The organism is Phyllobacterium myrsinacearum (assembly GCF_002980555.1).
GTDB lineage: Bacteria > Pseudomonadota > Alphaproteobacteria > Rhizobiales > Rhizobiaceae > Phyllobacterium > Phyllobacterium myrsinacearum.
In genome coordinates this window covers 1,012,390-1,028,588 of sequence record NZ_PVBT01000001.1, presented here as the reverse complement: position 1 = coordinate 1,028,588, position 16,199 = coordinate 1,012,390, and the positions used below count along the sequence as shown (strand labels likewise).

Genomic DNA, 16,199 nt, shown 5'->3' with positions numbered 1-16,199 from the left:
GTCTTGCCTTAGAAGCTGAGACCAGCTTCGCGAGCAGCTTCAGCAAGTGCCTTTACACGGCCGTGGTAAATATAGGCGCCACGATCGAAGACAACTTCCTTGATGCCAGCCTTGACAGCGCGCTCTGCAACGAGCTTGCCGACGAGTGCTGCTGCACCCTGGTCTGCACCGGTCTTGAGCTGACCCTTCAGGTCAAGGTCAAGTGTCGATGCGGATGCAATTGTATGTCCACGCGCATCGTCGATGATCTGCGCATAGATATTCTTTGAAGAACGGTGGACGCTGAGCCGCGGACGGTCACCGGCAACCGCCTTGAGCTGGCGGCGAACACGCGCAGCGCGACGCTGAATAATTTCTTTCGGCGATGCCATGACACGAATTCCTTACTTCTTCTTACCTTCTTTGCGAACGATCTTCTCGCCCGCATATTTAACGCCCTTGCCCTTGTAGGGTTCTGGACCACGATATTCGCGGATCTCAGCGGCGACCTGGCCGACCTGCTGCTTGTCGATGCCCGTGACGACGATTTCCGTCGGCTTCGGTACAGCAACTGTGATGCCAGCTGGTACGTCATAGATCACTTCGTGGCTGAAACCGAGCGACAGCTGCAGGTTCTTGCCCTGCATGGCCGCACGATAACCAACGCCGTTGATCTCAAGGCGCTTTTCAAAACCGTCCTTAACACCCGTGAAGATGTTGACGATCATCGTGCGGCTCATGCCCCACTTCGACCGGGCGGTCTTGCTGCTGTCACGCGGATCAACGCGAACGGCATTATCTTCGAACTTGACCAGAACTTCGTCGTTGGCGACAAAGCTCAGTTCACCCTTGGGGCCCTTGGCCTTGATGGTCTGGCCGTCAACGCTGGCTGTTACGCCTGGCGGGACTGCCACTGGTTTTTTACCGATACGAGACATTTTTCAAACCTTTTCCAGCCAGCGATTAGAATATACGGCAGAGCAATTCGCCGCCGACATTCTGTTCACGTGCCTCGTGGTCTGCCATCACGCCCTTCGGCGTCGACAGGATTGAAATACCAAGACCGTTAGCAACCTGCGGGATCGACTTGACCGAAACGTAAACGCGGCGGCCTGGCTTCGAAATACGGGTGATCTCACGGATCACCGGTACGTTTTCAAAGTACTTCAGCTCGATTTCGATCTCGGACTTGCCGTTCTCAAAATCAACCTGGCTGTACCCGCGGATATAACCTTCAGACTGCAGAACATCCAGAACGCGGGCGCGCAGCTTGGAAGCAGGTGTAGAAACCTTGCCCTTCTTGCGCATGATGGCGTTGCGGATACGTGTCAGCATATCGCCGAGAGGATCTGTCATAGACATCCGTCTTCTCCCTTACCAGCTCGACTTCACGACGCCGGGCACCTGGCCGAGCGAACCCAGCTGGCGCAATGCGATACGCGACATTTTCAGTTTGCGGTAATAACCGCGTGGACGACCGGATACTTCGCAACGATTGCGAATGCGAACCTTGGTCGAATTCCGTGGCAGTTCTGCCAGCTGGATCGTCGCGCGGAAGCGCTCGTCCAGCGGAAGCGACTGGTCCATCACGATTGCCTTCAAACGCGCACGCTTTGCAGCATACTGCTTGACGAGCAAACCACGGCGCTTGTTCTTTTCGACTGCGCTAGTCTTTGCCATTTCAAATACCTCGCTACGCTTGCCGTTACTGGCGGAAGGGGAAGTTGAAGGCGCGCAGGAGAGCGCGGGCTTCATCATCCGTCTTTGCAGTCGTGCAAACGATGATGTCCATGCCCCAGATCTGATCAACCTTATCGTAGTTGATCTCCGGGAACACGATGTGTTCCTTGATGCCCATGGCGAAATTGCCACGACCGTCAAAGCTCTTCGGGTTCAGACCACGGAAATCTCGAACGCGCGGCAGCGCGATCGTGATCAGGCGATCCAGGAATTCATACATGCGCTCTTTACGAAGGGTGACCTTCGTGCCGATCGGCATATTCTCACGCACCTTGAAGGTAGCGATCGAATTACGCGCCCGGGTAATAACCGGCTTCTGACCAGCAATCAATGCCAGATCTTCAGCTGCGACACTCGGCTTCTTGGAATCAGCTGTCGCTTCACCAACGCCCATGTTGATGACAATCTTGGTGATGCGCGGAATCTGCATCTCATTGTCATATTTGAACTGCTCGAGAAGGTCCTTGCGTACCACTTCCAGGTACTGCTTCTTCAAGCGTGGTTCGATCTTTGCACTGGTATTAGCCATCGATCAGGTCTCCTGAGCGCTTTGCTACACGTACCTTCTTGCCGTCTTCAAGAACCTTGAAGCCAACGCGGGTCGGCTTGCCATCCTTGGGGTCGGCGATCGCGAGGTTCGACAGATGGAGCGGCGCTTCTTTCGAAATGATGCCGGCTTCCTGGGTCTGTGTCTGCTTCTGGTGACGCTTGACAACATTAACGCCGCGAACGAGCGCCTGCTCGTCCTTCGGCAAAACTTTGATTACTTCGCCGGTACGGCCCTTGTCCTTACCAGCAAGAACGACAACGCGGTCGCCTTTACGGATCTTCTGCATCGTCTGCTCCTTTAGAGTACTTCTGGAGCCAGCGAGATGATCTTCATGTGGCTCTTTGCGCGGAGTTCGCGCGGAACCGGTCCGAAGATACGCGTGCCGATAGGCTCTTTCTTGTTGTCGATCAGGACGGCGGCGTTCTTGTCGAAACGAATCACGCTCCCATCCGCGCGACGGATATCCTTGGCGGTACGAACAACCACCGCCTTCATCACGTCACCTTTTTTAACACGGCCGCGCGGAATTGCTTCCTTGATCGAAACGACAATAATGTCGCCGACCGAAGCATATTTCCGCTTCGAGCCGCCCAGCACCTTGATGCACATGACACGACGTGCGCCGGAATTATCCGCGACGTCGAGGTTTGTTTGCATCTGAATCATGACTAGCCGCCTTCTTCTTGTTCAACCGGACTGGGCTTTCCTTGCCCCTCGCGATTGTTGCGTACTTACATACAGATATTAATATTAACTTGCTGGGGCGTCTGTAACGACAACCCAACGCTTGTCTTTCGAAATCGGCTTCGATTCCTGGATGGAAACGGCATCGCCGACCTTGAACTGGTTATTCTCGTCGTGCGCCTTGTACTTCTTGGACTGGCGCACAGTCTTCTGGAGGAGCGGGTGCGAATAGCGCCGCTCGACCTTGACCACGACGGTCTTGTCGTTTTTGTCGCTGACGACAACGCCCTGCAGAATGCGTTTAGGCATGGTTTTCTTCCTTAAGCCTTGCTCTCGACCGCTTTCTGGCGGGCGACTGTCTTGATGCGCGCGATATCACGGCGGATCTGCCGGACACGTGCGGTTTTTTCCAACTGGCCAGTCGCCTTCTGGAAGCGCAGGTTGAACTGCTCTTTCTTCAGCGTAGCCAACTCTTCATTCAACTGATCGAGGCTCAAGGCCCGGACTTCTGCGGATTTCATAGCATCCACCCCTTATTCTGCGATGCGCTGAATAAAGCGCGTCTTGACCGAAAGCTTGGCAGCACCAAGGCGAAGAGCCTCACGAGCCACGTCTTCCGGAACGCCGTCGAGTTCAAACATGACGCGGCCTGGTGCTACACGAGATGCCCAGTAGTCCACCGAACCCTTACCTTTACCCATGCGGACTTCGGTAGGCTTCGATGTTACGGGCACATCCGGGAAAATCCGGATCCACACACGGCCGGCACGTTTCATGTGACGGGTAATTGCACGGCGAGCGGCTTCGATCTCACGCGCGGTAACGCGGTTCGGCTCGAGGGCCTTCAGGCCGAAAGCACCAAAATTAAGATCCGTGCCGCCTTTCGACGCGCCGTGGATACGGCCCTTGAACTGCTTGCGGAACTTTGTGCGCTTAGGCTGCAGCATTGTTCTCTACTCCAAAATTCTCTTTCCGGAAAGACGCTATTTTAAGCGTTTTCGCGGCGACGGTTCTGACCCTGATGACCATCACCTTCAACAGCGCGGCGTTCGGAGGCCATTGGGTCATGCTCAAGGATCTCGCCCTTGAATACCCAGACCTTGACGCCGCAGATGCCGTAGGCGGTGTGTGCTTCAGCAGTTCCGTAGTCGATGTCGGCACGAAGTGTATGCAAAGGCACGCGACCTTCACGGTACCATTCCATACGCGCAATTTCCGCGCCGCCGAGACGACCCGAGCAATTGATACGAATGCCTTCTGCACCAAGACGCATGGCCGACTGAACGGCACGCTTCATGGCACGGCGGAATGCAACGCGGCGTTCCAGCTGCTGAGCGATGGACTGCGCAACCAGGACTGCGTCTGTTTCCGGCTTGCGGACTTCAACGATATTGAGCGCTGTTTCCGCATTTGTCATTTCTGACAGCTTGCGGCGCAGCTTCTCGATATCGGCGCCCTTCTTGCCGATGATCAGACCTGGACGTGCAGCATGGATCGTCACCCGGCACTTCTTGTGCGGACGCTCGATCACCACCTTGGAAATGGCAGCCTGCTTCAGCTCGTCCATCAGATACTTGCGGATCTTCAGGTCTTCATGCAGCAGCTTGCCGTATTCACCTGTGTTCGCGTACCAACGCGAGTCCCAGGTCCGGTTGATGCCAAGGCGGAAGCCAACCGGATTAATCTTCTGGCCCATTATGCGGCCTCCCCTTTTTCCTCAGCTTCGCGGACAACGATCGTCAGATGCGAGAATGGCTTCTCGATCCGGCTTGCACGACCGCGGCCACGAACATGGAAACGCTTCATCACGATTGACTTGCCAACGTAGGCTTCAGCAACAACCAGAGCATCAACATCCAGGTCATGGTTGTTCTCTGCGTTGGCGATAGCTGATTCGAGAGTCTTTTTCACCGTCCCTGCAATCCGCTTGCGCGAAAATTCCAGATCGGCAAGAGCGGCGTTAACCTTCTTGCCACGGATCAGAGCAGCCACCAGATTTAGCTTCTGAGGGCTGATACGGAGCGTACGGGCAACGGCTTTCGCCTCGTTGTCCTTAAGCTGGCGCGGAGCCTTAGCCTTGCCCATCTTTATTTCCTCTTCGCTTTCTTGTCCGCGCCGTGACCGTAATAGGTACGCGTCGGAGCGAATTCACCAAACTTGTGTCCGATCATCTCTTCGTTGACCGAAACCGGCACATGCTTGTTACCATTGTACACGCCGAAGGTCAGACCGACGAACTGTGGCAGGATCGTGGAGCGACGGCTCCAGATCTTGATAACTTCACTGCGACCGCCCTCACGTACCTTCTCAGCCTTCTTGAGAAGATAGCCATCGATGAACGGGCCTTTCCAAACTGAACGAGCCATTTCAGACTACCTCTCTTACTTCTTGCGCTGATGACGCGAACGAGCGATGAACTTGTCCGTCGACTTGTTGGAGCGCGTCTTCTTGCCCTTCGTGGGCTTGCCCCACGGAGAAACAGGATGACGACCACCTGACGTACGACCTTCACCACCACCGTGCGGGTGATCAACCGGGTTCATGGCAACACCGCGAACGTGCGGACGCTTGCCAAGCCAACGACTGCGGCCTGCCTTACCAAGGCTGATATTGCCATGGTCGGGATTGGATACTGCACCGACCGTGGCGAAGCACGAACCGTGGACGAGGCGCTGTTCACCTGAATTCAGGCGAAGGATGGCCATGCCCTGGTCGCGGCCGACGAGCTGCGCATAGGTACCGGCGGAACGGGCGATCTGACCGCCCTTGCCTGGCTTCATCTCCACATTGTGGATGATGGTGCCGACCGGGATCGACGACAATGGCATCGCATTGCCTGGCTTCACGTCGGTCTGTGCGCCAGCGATAACGCTGTCGCCAACAGCCAGACGCTGCGGAGCCAGGATGTAGCTCAGCTCGCCGTCTTCGTAGCGGATGAGAGCAATGAATGCGGTCCGGTTCGGATCGTATTCAAGGCGTTCAACCTTGGCAGCCACGTCATGCTTGCGGCGCTTGAAATCAACGAAGCGGTATGTGCGCTTGTGACCACCACCCTGGTAGCGTGCAGTGACGCGACCGGAGTTGTTACGACCACCCTTTGACGACAGACCCTCGGTCAGAGCCTTCACAGGCTTGCCCTTGTAGAGCTCCGAACGGTCCACGATGACCAGCTGACGCTGGCTTGGTGTGGTTGGATTATAATGTTTGAGTGCCATTGTCTTTACTCCACGGCCCCTCAGAGACCAGTCGAAACATCGATCGACTGCCCTTCGGCAAGCGTCACGATTGCTTTCTTGACATCACTCTGGCGCCCGACGATGCCGCGGAACCGCTTCACCTTGCCCTTGCGCACAGTTGTGTTGACTGCAGTTACCTTCACGCGAAACAGCGCTTCGACTGCAGCCTTGATTTCCGGCTTCGTTGCCTTGCGGGCCACGTTGAAGACGACCTGGTTATGTTCGGAAACCAGGGTCGACTTTTCGGTGATGACCGGGCTGACGATCACGTCGTAATGGCGAAGATCGGTCATTTGAAACGCTCCTCGAGAGCTTCAACTGCAGCCTTGGAAAGCACGAGCTTGCCGCGACGCAGAATGTCATAAACATTGATGCCCTGGATCGGCAGAACATCGATGTTCGGGATGTTCGAAGCAGCGCGGCGGAAATTCGCATCAATCTCGGCACCGCCGATGAGAAGCGCATTTTCGAAGCCCAGCTTGGCGAACTGCGAAACAAGTACCTTTGTCTTGGCTTCGGTAGCGGCCAGCTCATCGATGATGATGAGTTCGGAAGCCTTTACCTTGGCCGACAGGGCGTGACGGAGCGCAAGAGCGCGAACCTTCTTCGGCAGGTCGTGATCGTGGCTGTGAACAACCGGACCATGAGCCTTACCACCGCCGCGGAACTGCGGAGCACGTGCCGAATGGTGACGGGCGCGGCCCGTACCCTTCTGCTTGTACATCTTGGCGCCGGTGCGTGCGATTTCCGAACGACCCTTGGCCTTGTGTGTTCCCTGCTGCTTGCGGGCGAGCTGGTAACGGACCATGCGCTGAAGGATATCGTCGCGTGGCTCAAGACCGAAGATCTCTTCCGAGAGCTTCACCTTGCCGGCGTCCTTGCCTTCAAGTGTTGTAATCGTGAGATCCATTATACGGCTCCCTCAGTCGTCTGAGCTACTTCTGCATCAGACACAGCTGCTGCGGCGTTTGCGGCCTGGCGAACACCAGCTGGCTTGGGGGCAGTTGCCGGCAGCGCTACCTTGACGGCATCGCGTACCAGGATCCATGCACCCTTGGAGCCAGGAACAGCACCACGAACGAGAATGAGACCACGATCCAGATCCGTCGAAACAACTTCGATGTTCTGGGTCGTCACGCGGGTCTGACCCATGTGACCGGCCATCTTCTTGCCCTTGAACACTTTACCCGGATCCTGGCGCTGACCGGTCGAACCGTGAGCGCGGTGTGTTACCGAGTTACCGTGTGTGGCGCGGTGACCACCGAAGTTGTGGCGCTTCATCGAACCGGCAAAACCTTTACCGATCGACGTACCCGTCACATCAACCTTCTGACCAGCAACGAAATGCTCGGCCGTGATCTCAACACCGACATCCAGAAGGTTGTCGGCAGAAACGCGGAACTCAGCCACTTTCGCCTTTGGCTCAACGGAGGCCTTCGCGAAATGACCGCGCAATGCCTGCGTTGTATTCTTTACTTTGGCCAGTCCAACACCGAGCTGAACAGCTGTGTAGCCATTCTTCTCGACTGTACGCTGAGCCACGACATGGCAATTCTCCATACGAAGAACTGTCACAGGTACATGCTCGCCTGCGTCATTGTAGACGCGAGTCATGCCCAGCTTCTGTGCAATTACACCTGAACGCATCGGTTCGTCCTTCCGTCCTCAAGCCTTACAGCTTGATCTCGACATCAACACCAGCGGAAAGATCGAGCTTCATCAGCGCGTCTACTGTCTGCGGGGTTGGGTCTACGATATCGAGAAGACGCTTATGAGTGCGCATCTCGAACTGTTCGCGGCTCTTCTTGTCGATGTGCGGCGAGCGGTTTACTGTGAACTTCTCGATCCGCGTAGGAAGCGGGATCGGTCCGCGCACATTGGCACCGGTACGCTTGGCAGTCGACACGATTTCCCGCGTCGAATCGTCAAGGATCCGATGATCAAACGCCTTGAGGCGAATGCGGATGTTTTGACCGTTCATTTCATCTTTTCCTTGTTTAGCGGAGACGCCTATAGCAGGCGCCTCTGCATAAAACCTTAATATTATTCAATGATCGAAGCGACGATGCCTGCACCGACGGTGCGGCCACCTTCACGGATAGCGAAGCGCAGCTTCTCTTCCATTGCGATCGGCACGATCAGCGTCACATCAACCGAGATGTTGTCGCCGGGCATGACCATTTCCGTGCCTTCCGGCAGCGTCACCACGCCCGTCACGTCGGTCGTGCGGAAGTAGAACTGCGGACGGTAGTTGGAGAAGAATGGCGTATGACGGCCACCTTCGTCCTTCGTCAGGATATAGGCTTCTGCCTTGAACTTCGTGTGCGGCTTGACCGAACCCGGCTTGGCCAGGATCTGGCCGCGCTCGACGTCTTCACGGCCAACGCCGCGGATCAGCGCGCCGATGTTGTCGCCTGCCTGGCCCTGGTCGAGCAGCTTGCGGAACATTTCAACGCCGGTCACCGTCGTCTTCGTCGTCGGCTTGATGCCGATGATTTCAACTTCTTCGCCGACCTTGACGATCCCGCGTTCAACGCGGCCCGTCACAACCGTACCACGGCCCGAGATCGAGAACACGTCTTCGATCGGCATCAGGAACGGCTGGTCAACCGGACGTTCCGGCGTCGGAATGTACTTGTCGACTTCCGCCATCAGCGCGCGCACCGCGTCTTCGCCGATTTCCTTGTTGCTGTCTTCAAGCGCAGCCAGAGCCGAACCCTTGACGATCGGCACATCGTCGCCCGGGAAGTCGTACTTCGACAGAAGTTCGCGCACTTCCAGTTCAACCAGTTCCAGAAGCTCGGCATCGTCAACCTGGTCGACCTTGTTCAGGAAAACCACGATCGCCGGAACGCCAACCTGGCGGGCAAGCAGGATGTGCTCGCGCGTCTGCGGCATCGGGCCGTCGGCGGCCGATACAACCAGGATCGCGCCGTCCATCTGCGCCGCACCGGTGATCATGTTCTTCACATAGTCGGCGTGGCCGGGGCAATCGACGTGCGCGTAGTGGCGCGCTGCCGTCTCATACTCAACGTGCGCCGTCGAAATGGTGATGCCGCGCGCCTTTTCTTCCGGCGCAGCGTCGATCTGGTCGTACGCCTTGAACTCACCAAAATACTTCGTAATCGCTGCCGTCAACGACGTCTTGCCATGGTCAACGTGACCAATCGTGCCGATGTTGACGTGTGGCTTGTTACGTTCAAACTTGCTCTTAGCCATCTGAGCTCTCCGTTATATGTTCGCCTGCTCAGGCTTAACTCAACTGTCACGCGCAACCGTCAGGGTTACGCAAACTTCTTCTGAATTTCCTGCGCGACTGCTGTCGGAACAGGTTCGTAGTGATCAAACTGCATCGTGTACTGTGCACGACCCTGGCTCATCGAACGCAGCGTGTTCACATAACCAAACATGTTGGCCAGCGGCACGTTTGCATTGACGACCGTAGCAATGCCACGGGCTTCAGTGCCCGAAATCTGACCACGACGTGAATTCAGATCGCCGATTACGTCACCGACATAATCTTCAGGCGTTACAACTTCGACCTTCATGATCGGCTCGAGCAGCTGGGCACCGGCTTCGCGGGCAGCTTCGCGGAATGCCGCACGGCCTGCGATTTCGAATGCCAGAACCGACGAGTCGACATCATGGTAGGCACCGTCGATCAGCGTGGCTTTCACGCCGAGCATCGGGAAGCCTGCGAGCGGACCCGCACCCATGACGCTTTCAATACCCTTCTGAACGCCCGGAATGTATTCCTTCGGTACAGAGCCGCCGACGATCTTCGATTCGAAGATGAAATCGTCGCCATCGTGGGGTTCGAAGATGATCTTGACACGAGCGAACTGACCCGAACCACCCGACTGCTTCTTGTGGGTGTAGTCCTGTTCCTTCTTGCGTGTGATCGATTCACGGTAGGCAACCTGCGGCTGACCGACATTCGCCTCGACCTTGAACTCGCGACGCATACGGTCAACGAGAATGTCGAGATGAAGTTCGCCCATGCCGGCGATGATTGTCTGACCCGACTCTTCATCCGACTTGACGCGGAATGAAGGATCTTCAGCAGCAAGACGGTTCAGCGCAATGCCCATCTTTTCCTGGTCGGCCTTGGTCTTCGGCTCGATCGCGATTTCGATAACCGGATCTGGGAATTCCATGCGTTCCAGGATAACCGGCTTCAGCGGATCGCAGAGCGTGTCACCTGTCGTTGTTTCTTTCAGGCCTGCCAGAGCAACGATGTCGCCGGCAAACGCTTCTTCAATGTCTTCACGCGAGTTGGAATGCATCTGCAGCATACGGCCGATACGTTCGCGCTTGTTCTTGACTGTGTTGTCGAGCGAAACGCCCTTGGTCAGCTTGCCGGAATAGATGCGGCAGAAAGTCAGCGAACCAACGAACGGATCGTTCATGATCTTGAATGCGAGCATCGACAGAGGCTCTTCATCCGAGGACTTGCGGGTTGTCTCGCCATCGGTCTTCGGGTCGATACCCTTGATCGCGGGAACATCAACCGGCGAAGGCAGGAATTCGACAACACCGTCGAGCAGAGGCTGTACGCCCTTGTTCTTGAACGCCGAACCGCAGAATACCGGGTGGAATTCAACGCGGCAGGTGCCGGTGCGGATCAAAGCGCGCAGAGCGTCATTGTCAGGCATGTTGCCTTCCAGATACGCTTCCATCGCAGCTTCATCGACTTCAACGGCAGCTTCGATCAGCTTTTCGCGGTATTCTTCAGCCTTGGCTTGCAGATCAGCAGGGATCTCAACGACATCCCACTGCGCACCCAGCTGCTCATCGCGCCAGACCAGAGCCTTCATTTCGATCAGATCGACGACGCCCTTGAATTCTGTCTCTGCACCGATCGGCAGCTGCATGACAACAGCCTTGGCACCAAGACGGGTCTTGACCATTTCAACGCAGCGATCGAAATCGGCGCCGGTCTTGTCCATCTTGTTGACGAAGATCATGCGCGGGACATGATACTTCTCGGCCTGGCGCCAAACGGTTTCCGTCTGCGGCTCTACGCCGGCATTGGCATCGAGCAGTGCAATCGCACCGTCGAGAACGCGCAGCGAGCGCTCGACTTCAATCGTGAAGTCGACGTGACCTGGTGTGTCGATGATGTTGAAGCGACGCTTCTTGCCATCGCGGCCGGTCCAATAGGTGGTGGTTGCAGCGGACGTGATCGTGATGCCACGTTCCTGTTCCTGCTCCATCCAATCCATGGTTGCAGCGCCATCATGGACTTCACCGATTTTGTGCGACTTGCCGGTGTAATAGAGAATACGCTCGGTCGTCGTCGTCTTGCCGGCGTCGATGTGCGCCATAATACCGAAATTACGGTAGTCTTCGATTTTATATTCGCGGGCCATGATATGGTGCCTTCAAGAATAGGGTTTCGACGATTACCAGCGGTAATGCGAGAATGCGCGGTTGGCTTCTGCCATGCGATGCGTGTCTTCACGCTTCTTCACAGCCGAGCCACGGTTGTTTGCCGCATCCAGGAGTTCGCCGGACAGGCGATCAATCATCGTGGTCTCGTTGCGGCCACGGGCAGCATTGATCAGCCAACGGATGGCAAGAGCCTGGCGACGCTCTGGACGAACATCGACCGGAACCTGGTATGTTGCACCACCAACACGGCGCGAACGCACTTCGACGTGCGGCGCAACATTGTCGAGGGCCTGATGGAACAGGGCAACCGGCTCCTGCTTGCTCTTGGCTTCAACCGACTCAAGCGCACCGTAAACGATACGCTCAGCGATCGACTTCTTGCCATGATGCATGACTGCATTCATGAACTTGGTCAGAACGAGATCGCCGAACTTAGGATCGGGATTGATCTCACGCTTTTCTGCACTATGGCGTCTGGACATACTTTTTGTCTCTTATCTGCATCGGGTTGACCTACCTGGTGGCCAAAGTCCCGGAAAATCTTACTTCGGACGCTTTGCACCGTACTTGGAACGGCGCTGCTTACGGTTCTTGACGCCCTGCGTATCGAGAACACCACGGATGATGTGATAACGAACGCCCGGCAAATCCTTGACACGGCCGCCGCGGATCATCACGACAGAGTGTTCCTGAAGGTTGTGGCCCTCACCTGGAATGTATCCGATCACTTCGAAGCCATTCGTCAGACGCACCTTGGCAACCTTACGCAGAGCCGAGTTCGGCTTCTTCGGGGTCGTCGTATAGACGCGGGTGCAAACGCCGCGCTTCTGCGGGTTTTCCTGCAGGGCAGGAACTTTATTGCGCTTTACCGGCGCAGTGCGCGGCTTGCGGATCAACTGGTTTACGGTAGGCATTCAACCTTCCCTCTTTGGTAATGCGTATCAAAGCGCACGCGCTTCGGCACAAATCTCGTATCTTCGCCCGTCAGGGCCGTTTCAGCGCCATGCTCATGCACGAATTCGGGCAACTAAACCACCGCGAGGGTGGTTGCCCGAATAAAAGCAGAGGAAGCCTTATAAGCTTCATGCGAGCGGCAAATTGCATTTCGATCGTAAAACGAACCCTGTTTGAGATGAACTCCAGAGCGTGTCGCTCCGAAACAGCCAATCTCACATCGGCTCAGATGTGCTGCTGATACTTTGTCCCCTGCTCCACGTCAAGCCTGAACTCCAAATTTTATTAAGGATTGGAGCGTTTCGGGGCACTTTGCGGCCTGATGGTAAGATTGTTTCGCCGGACTGCAGTTAATTCAAGTTAAATTTCTCTTTCTGCACAGCGATTTTGACCATCGCGGCAACAGGCAGCGCCGGCGAGTCGCAGGACAGCCAGAATCATGACCTTCCACGCATTCTTGCACTAGCTAAACGGCATAGACGTCAGCCGCAGGGGCCGATCCTTGGCAATCGTCTGAAGCCAAGGGTTATTAAACAACGCTACGATGTATACTATACGTTAGTCTCATAGAGAAATGACTTAAAATGAGGCAATGTGGCTTAATTAAATTTGATTGTAACAATATACTACATACATAACGGGAAAATTCCGTGAATGAATCCACCGTATTCAAGTATGCATTTTTACTAGTATTTAAAAATGAGAGGCAGTTTGTACTATTACCTGTTTTGATCGGCACAATTACCATAGTCAGCGCGGCAATGTCTGCCATTCCGATACTGTTCGCCAAGGGCATTGATCGCCTATCGGAGGGAAGTGACATAGAATCGGGCATATCTCTCATTCTTGCATTTTCCGTCAGCCTGCTGATCGCCTCCATCATTTCTCAATTCGAATGGCTGACATTCGGACCATTCAATCTCCGTTTGCAGCGGCACCTCACATTGCACGTCTTCAGCCATGCACTGTCTCTCCCCTATCAAGTCATGCGGCAGCATAGTTCGCACGAGATTGGCCGGATCGTTGAGAAAGGTCTCGACGCTGTACGGGATATTACATCCAGCCTTGCCTTTTCCGTTGCACCGACGATCGTTGAGCTCATCATCGCAGCCTTCGTGATTGCGTTCATGGTGGATCCATGGATTGCAGCGGTGCTGATCGCCGCTCTTTGCCTGTATGGCTACTTGGCGAATCTGTCGGCGGAACGCATTCGGGTGGCAACGGAAAACGCCATGGAAAGCGGCACCGAGGCATGGACCTATGGCCTCGATGCCATTGTCAATGTTGATCAGGTCCAGCAAGCAAATTTGCGTTCGGTAATCATGGAACAGCTCAACAAGCGGCTGAAGCTGAACGACGCGCACTGGAAAGTGACGTTCACCCAGCGGGTCTATTATGGCGTGCTGCAAACGATCATATTCGGCGGCGTCGTGATCTGGGTTCTATGGCGCGGCGCATTAGATGTTTCGACGGGCTCGCTCACGGTTGGCGAACTTGTGTTGATCAACACATATATTATCCGCCTGCTGCAACCAGTGGAAACCTTGGCTCGCGTCTATCGCGAAATGCATGCGGCAGCCGGAGAAGCCACTCTCCTGATGCGGCTTCTAGCCGAAAACCCTGTTCCGGCTTCTCAGTGTGTCGACCTGCCGGTCTCGAGCGGTCCCTGGTCGCTGGATTTACGCGATCTGGGCGTTACAATCAATGCGACACCCGTCATTTCGGGGTTGAACCTCTCCGTTCCTGCGGCCAGCCGTCTGTATATCGTCGGCCCATCGGGAGCTGGCAAGAGCAGCCTTTTGCGTGTTCTTGCATGCCTGGTCCCAGCGTCGAGCGGGCATTTCAATATAGAAAACGTCGAGGTGACCGAAACCAACGCAGAAGCATTCAGAAATGGTATCGCCGTGGCGTATCAGGATTGTCTGCTGTTCGATCTGACCATCACAGAAAATATTGCACTCGGCTCAGACGCCCCTCATGCCGCTATTGAAGCCGTGATGGCCGAACTGGGATTGAGTGAGGTTGTAAAGCGGCACCGGAATGAAAACGAGCCGACCGTGGGGGAGCGCGGCAGCAGATTGTCCGGTGGCGAGAAGCAACGCATCTCCCTTGCTCGCGCGCTCCTGAAGCCGTCCCATCTCTTGCTGTTGGATGAGCCGACAGCCGCACTTGATGAAGTAAACAGATCACGCGTGATCAAGGCATTAAGCAATCGGAAAAACAAACAGACCGCAATCATCGTCACCCACGATATGGAGCTTATCGCGCCGAATGATGCTGTTCTCTATATGATTGGCCCGGGCAAAATACGTTGCGGAACACATGGCGACCTGCTCAACTCGAAAGAATATTCTGATTTCATAAATGGTACGATTTCATTACAGACAGAATGACGATCAAACTCTGGAATCAATTCTATGCCAACAGATAATCCCGAACCGAAAACAGTCCACCTCATCGTTGCCGACGTCTGGAAGAAGGGCGAGGAAGAGCCGCTGCAGGTGCATGTTCTGCTGATGAATGACGATGCCGACGGGCTGGTTGAAACGGCCCTGCAGATTCTGGCCAATGAAGGCTATGAAGAGGCAGAACTCCTGGAGATCGGCACGCTGACAAGCGAGCCGGAGGAAGAACCCCACCTGTCCGCCTGGAAGACCGCCCTCACCGGCCAGGCCGCGCTGATCGAGTTTGATCAATAGCGCCTTGCACGGTCTGTTCCCGTATATTGCTGGCGAGCTATAGGAATAAAGGAGTATAGCCCCGGGCGTGCCGTTGGCGTAATTGTGCACCTGTTTAAGGGGCCCGGCGTATCGGATCGATAAGTCCCCGGATCACGAGGTCGTGCGGGGCATCAAGGTGGAACAATCCGGTTCAGGCAATACATCCCGCAGAACCGCATGGATGCTCACGCTCTTCATGATCGTCGGCATCGTTCCCCTGGCAAAGTCGGTTGCCTATGTGACTGCGGATCTGTTCCTCATCATGATCAGGCTCATCGATTATGACGCCTGGATTTACGCGCTTCATGGGGAAAGCCCGCAATATATAACGCTGTTCGCCTTTCTCAACGCGGTGCTGGAAGCGGTGATGACGGCAGGTGTTTTATCGCACCTGTTTCCCGTTTTCGGCTTGCGCGTGCGGAGCCTTCTCAGGTTCGGACAGTTTCACTGGTCGTTTCTGCCCATCATCCTGATCGTCCCCTTGATGCCATGCGCGATCTACGTTGCGCTCGACGCTGTGTTTCATCTCGGTTTCCATATGGGATCCGTTCCGCCGTGGAATGCCCTGTGGATGCTGCTGATTGTCAAAAGTCTCGCCGTACCCCTAACCGAAGAACTCGGCTTTCGCGGGCTGCTCTTCTCACGCGGCCAGGCATTGGGGTTTTCCAATACCGCCGTCGTGATCGCGACGGGTCTGGCCTTTTCATTCATGCACATATCAGCCGAGACGGGTGTTTTCAGCTTCATTGTCACCCTTCCCGCTGCCTTTTGCACGGGATGGCTGAGATTGAAAAGCGGGGCGATTTTCTGGCCCATTCTGCTGCACGCCATCATCAATTGCATTCCGCTGCAGACGCTGCTGTTTCTCTGGTATGCGGGCAATCAAAGAGGCATCGAGCTCAGCCTGCAGGCTCTCGGTTTCAGCCTGCCCTGATAGACAAA

Annotated in this window: 25 protein-coding genes; 3 read left to right on the top strand and 22 right to left on the bottom strand. The window is 55.5% G+C overall.

Annotated elements, in window-relative coordinates:
- Nucleotides 1-8 precede the first annotated feature (8 nt).
- The 22 genes from rplR to rpsL form a co-directional block, all read right to left on the bottom strand.
- The gene (gene rplR / locus C5750_RS04960; protein WP_105732695.1) at nt 9-371 is read right to left on the bottom strand and encodes a 50S ribosomal protein L18; all 363 of its coding nucleotides are present in this window, start codon (nt 369-371) and stop codon (nt 9-11) included.
- Nucleotides 372-383: 12 nt separating this feature from the next.
- Nucleotides 384-917 carry a 50S ribosomal protein L6 gene (gene rplF / locus C5750_RS04955; protein ID WP_105732694.1) on the bottom strand — a complete coding sequence of 178 codons (534 nt, stop codon included), beginning with the start codon at nt 915-917 and terminating at the stop codon, nt 384-386.
- 25 nt (nt 918-942) lie between these two features.
- Nucleotides 943-1,341 (bottom strand): 30S ribosomal protein S8, encoded by a 399-nt coding sequence (gene rpsH, locus C5750_RS04950; RefSeq protein WP_091876988.1) that lies wholly within the window; start codon nt 1,339-1,341, stop codon nt 943-945.
- A 12-nt stretch (nt 1,342-1,353) separates the two neighbouring features.
- The gene (gene rpsN, locus C5750_RS04945) at nt 1,354-1,659 is read right to left on the bottom strand and encodes a 30S ribosomal protein S14 (protein WP_105732693.1); all 306 of its coding nucleotides are present in this window, start codon (nt 1,657-1,659) and stop codon (nt 1,354-1,356) included.
- Between the two features lie 25 nt (nt 1,660-1,684).
- A complete protein-coding gene (gene rplE, locus C5750_RS04940) occupies nt 1,685-2,248 on the bottom strand; it encodes a 50S ribosomal protein L5 (protein WP_105732692.1) in 564 nt (187 codons plus the stop codon).
- Nucleotides 2,241-2,555, bottom strand: a complete 315-nt coding sequence (rplX, locus tag C5750_RS04935) for a 50S ribosomal protein L24 (protein ID WP_105732691.1) — start codon at nt 2,553-2,555, stop codon at nt 2,241-2,243. The genes rplE and rplX overlap by 8 nt, the downstream gene beginning before the upstream one ends.
- 11 nt (nt 2,556-2,566) lie before the next feature.
- Nucleotides 2,567-2,935, bottom strand: a complete 369-nt coding sequence (gene rplN, locus C5750_RS04930) for a 50S ribosomal protein L14 (RefSeq protein ID WP_008124924.1) — start codon at nt 2,933-2,935, stop codon at nt 2,567-2,569.
- 84 nt (nt 2,936-3,019) lie between these two features.
- Nucleotides 3,020-3,262, bottom strand: a complete 243-nt coding sequence (gene rpsQ / locus C5750_RS04925; RefSeq protein ID WP_099999158.1) for a 30S ribosomal protein S17 — start codon at nt 3,260-3,262, stop codon at nt 3,020-3,022.
- A gap of 11 nt (nt 3,263-3,273) precedes the next feature.
- On the bottom strand, nt 3,274-3,474 hold the full coding sequence (gene rpmC / locus C5750_RS04920) for a 50S ribosomal protein L29 (protein WP_105732690.1): 201 nt from the start codon (nt 3,472-3,474) through the stop codon (nt 3,274-3,276).
- Nucleotides 3,475-3,486: 12 nt separating this feature from the next.
- Nucleotides 3,487-3,900 carry a 50S ribosomal protein L16 gene (rplP, locus tag C5750_RS04915; protein WP_091877000.1) on the bottom strand — a complete coding sequence of 138 codons (414 nt, stop codon included), beginning with the start codon at nt 3,898-3,900 and terminating at the stop codon, nt 3,487-3,489.
- Nucleotides 3,901-3,941: 41 nt separating this feature from the next.
- Nucleotides 3,942-4,649, bottom strand: coding sequence for a 30S ribosomal protein S3 (gene rpsC, locus C5750_RS04910; RefSeq protein WP_105732689.1), 708 nt, complete (start codon nt 4,647-4,649; stop codon nt 3,942-3,944).
- Nucleotides 4,649-5,038, bottom strand: a complete 390-nt coding sequence (rplV, locus tag C5750_RS04905; protein ID WP_008124914.1) for a 50S ribosomal protein L22 — start codon at nt 5,036-5,038, stop codon at nt 4,649-4,651. The genes rpsC and rplV overlap by 1 nt, the downstream gene beginning before the upstream one ends.
- A 2-nt stretch (nt 5,039-5,040) precedes the next feature.
- Nucleotides 5,041-5,319, bottom strand: coding sequence for a 30S ribosomal protein S19 (gene rpsS / locus C5750_RS04900; RefSeq protein ID WP_008124912.1), 279 nt, complete (start codon nt 5,317-5,319; stop codon nt 5,041-5,043).
- 15 nt (nt 5,320-5,334) lie between these two features.
- Nucleotides 5,335-6,168, bottom strand: coding sequence for a 50S ribosomal protein L2 (gene rplB / locus C5750_RS04895; protein WP_105732688.1), 834 nt, complete (start codon nt 6,166-6,168; stop codon nt 5,335-5,337).
- A 20-nt stretch (nt 6,169-6,188) separates the two neighbouring features.
- Nucleotides 6,189-6,482, bottom strand: coding sequence for a 50S ribosomal protein L23 (locus C5750_RS04890; protein ID WP_105732687.1), 294 nt, complete (start codon nt 6,480-6,482; stop codon nt 6,189-6,191).
- Nucleotides 6,479-7,099, bottom strand: a complete 621-nt coding sequence (gene rplD / locus C5750_RS04885; RefSeq protein ID WP_105732686.1) for a 50S ribosomal protein L4 — start codon at nt 7,097-7,099, stop codon at nt 6,479-6,481. Before rplD ends, C5750_RS04890 begins: the two co-directional genes overlap by 4 nt.
- Complete coding sequence (gene rplC / locus C5750_RS04880; protein ID WP_105732685.1) at nt 7,099-7,836, bottom strand: 50S ribosomal protein L3; 738 nt, start codon at nt 7,834-7,836, stop codon at nt 7,099-7,101. Before rplC ends, rplD begins: the two co-directional genes overlap by 1 nt.
- A gap of 25 nt (nt 7,837-7,861) precedes the next feature.
- Nucleotides 7,862-8,170, bottom strand: coding sequence for a 30S ribosomal protein S10 (gene rpsJ / locus C5750_RS04875; RefSeq protein ID WP_008124902.1), 309 nt, complete (start codon nt 8,168-8,170; stop codon nt 7,862-7,864).
- Between the two features lie 62 nt (nt 8,171-8,232).
- On the bottom strand, nt 8,233-9,408 hold the full coding sequence (tuf, locus tag C5750_RS04870; RefSeq protein ID WP_105732669.1) for an elongation factor Tu: 1,176 nt from the start codon (nt 9,406-9,408) through the stop codon (nt 8,233-8,235).
- A gap of 65 nt (nt 9,409-9,473) precedes the next feature.
- Complete coding sequence (gene fusA, locus C5750_RS04865; protein ID WP_105732684.1) at nt 9,474-11,561, bottom strand: elongation factor G; 2,088 nt, start codon at nt 11,559-11,561, stop codon at nt 9,474-9,476.
- A gap of 33 nt (nt 11,562-11,594) precedes the next feature.
- Nucleotides 11,595-12,065, bottom strand: coding sequence for a 30S ribosomal protein S7 (rpsG, locus tag C5750_RS04860; protein WP_105732683.1), 471 nt, complete (start codon nt 12,063-12,065; stop codon nt 11,595-11,597).
- A 60-nt stretch (nt 12,066-12,125) separates the two neighbouring features.
- Complete coding sequence (gene rpsL, locus C5750_RS04855; RefSeq protein WP_008121760.1) at nt 12,126-12,497, bottom strand: 30S ribosomal protein S12; 372 nt, start codon at nt 12,495-12,497, stop codon at nt 12,126-12,128.
- A 690-nt stretch (nt 12,498-13,187) separates the two neighbouring features.
- On the opposite strand from rpsL, the gene C5750_RS04845 reads away from it, so the two are divergent.
- From C5750_RS04845 to C5750_RS04835, 3 genes are all read left to right on the top strand, one after another.
- Entirely contained in the window at nt 13,188-14,930 is a 1,743-nt protein-coding gene (locus tag C5750_RS04845) for an ATP-binding cassette domain-containing protein (RefSeq protein ID WP_130502059.1), read from the top strand.
- 24 nt (nt 14,931-14,954) lie between these two features.
- Nucleotides 14,955-15,236, top strand: coding sequence for a hypothetical protein (locus tag C5750_RS04840; RefSeq protein WP_105732680.1), 282 nt, complete (start codon nt 14,955-14,957; stop codon nt 15,234-15,236).
- A gap of 202 nt (nt 15,237-15,438) precedes the next feature.
- A complete protein-coding gene (locus C5750_RS04835; RefSeq protein WP_105732679.1) occupies nt 15,439-16,191 on the top strand; it encodes a CPBP family intramembrane glutamic endopeptidase in 753 nt (250 codons plus the stop codon).
- The last annotated feature ends 8 nt before the right edge of the window (nt 16,192-16,199 follow it).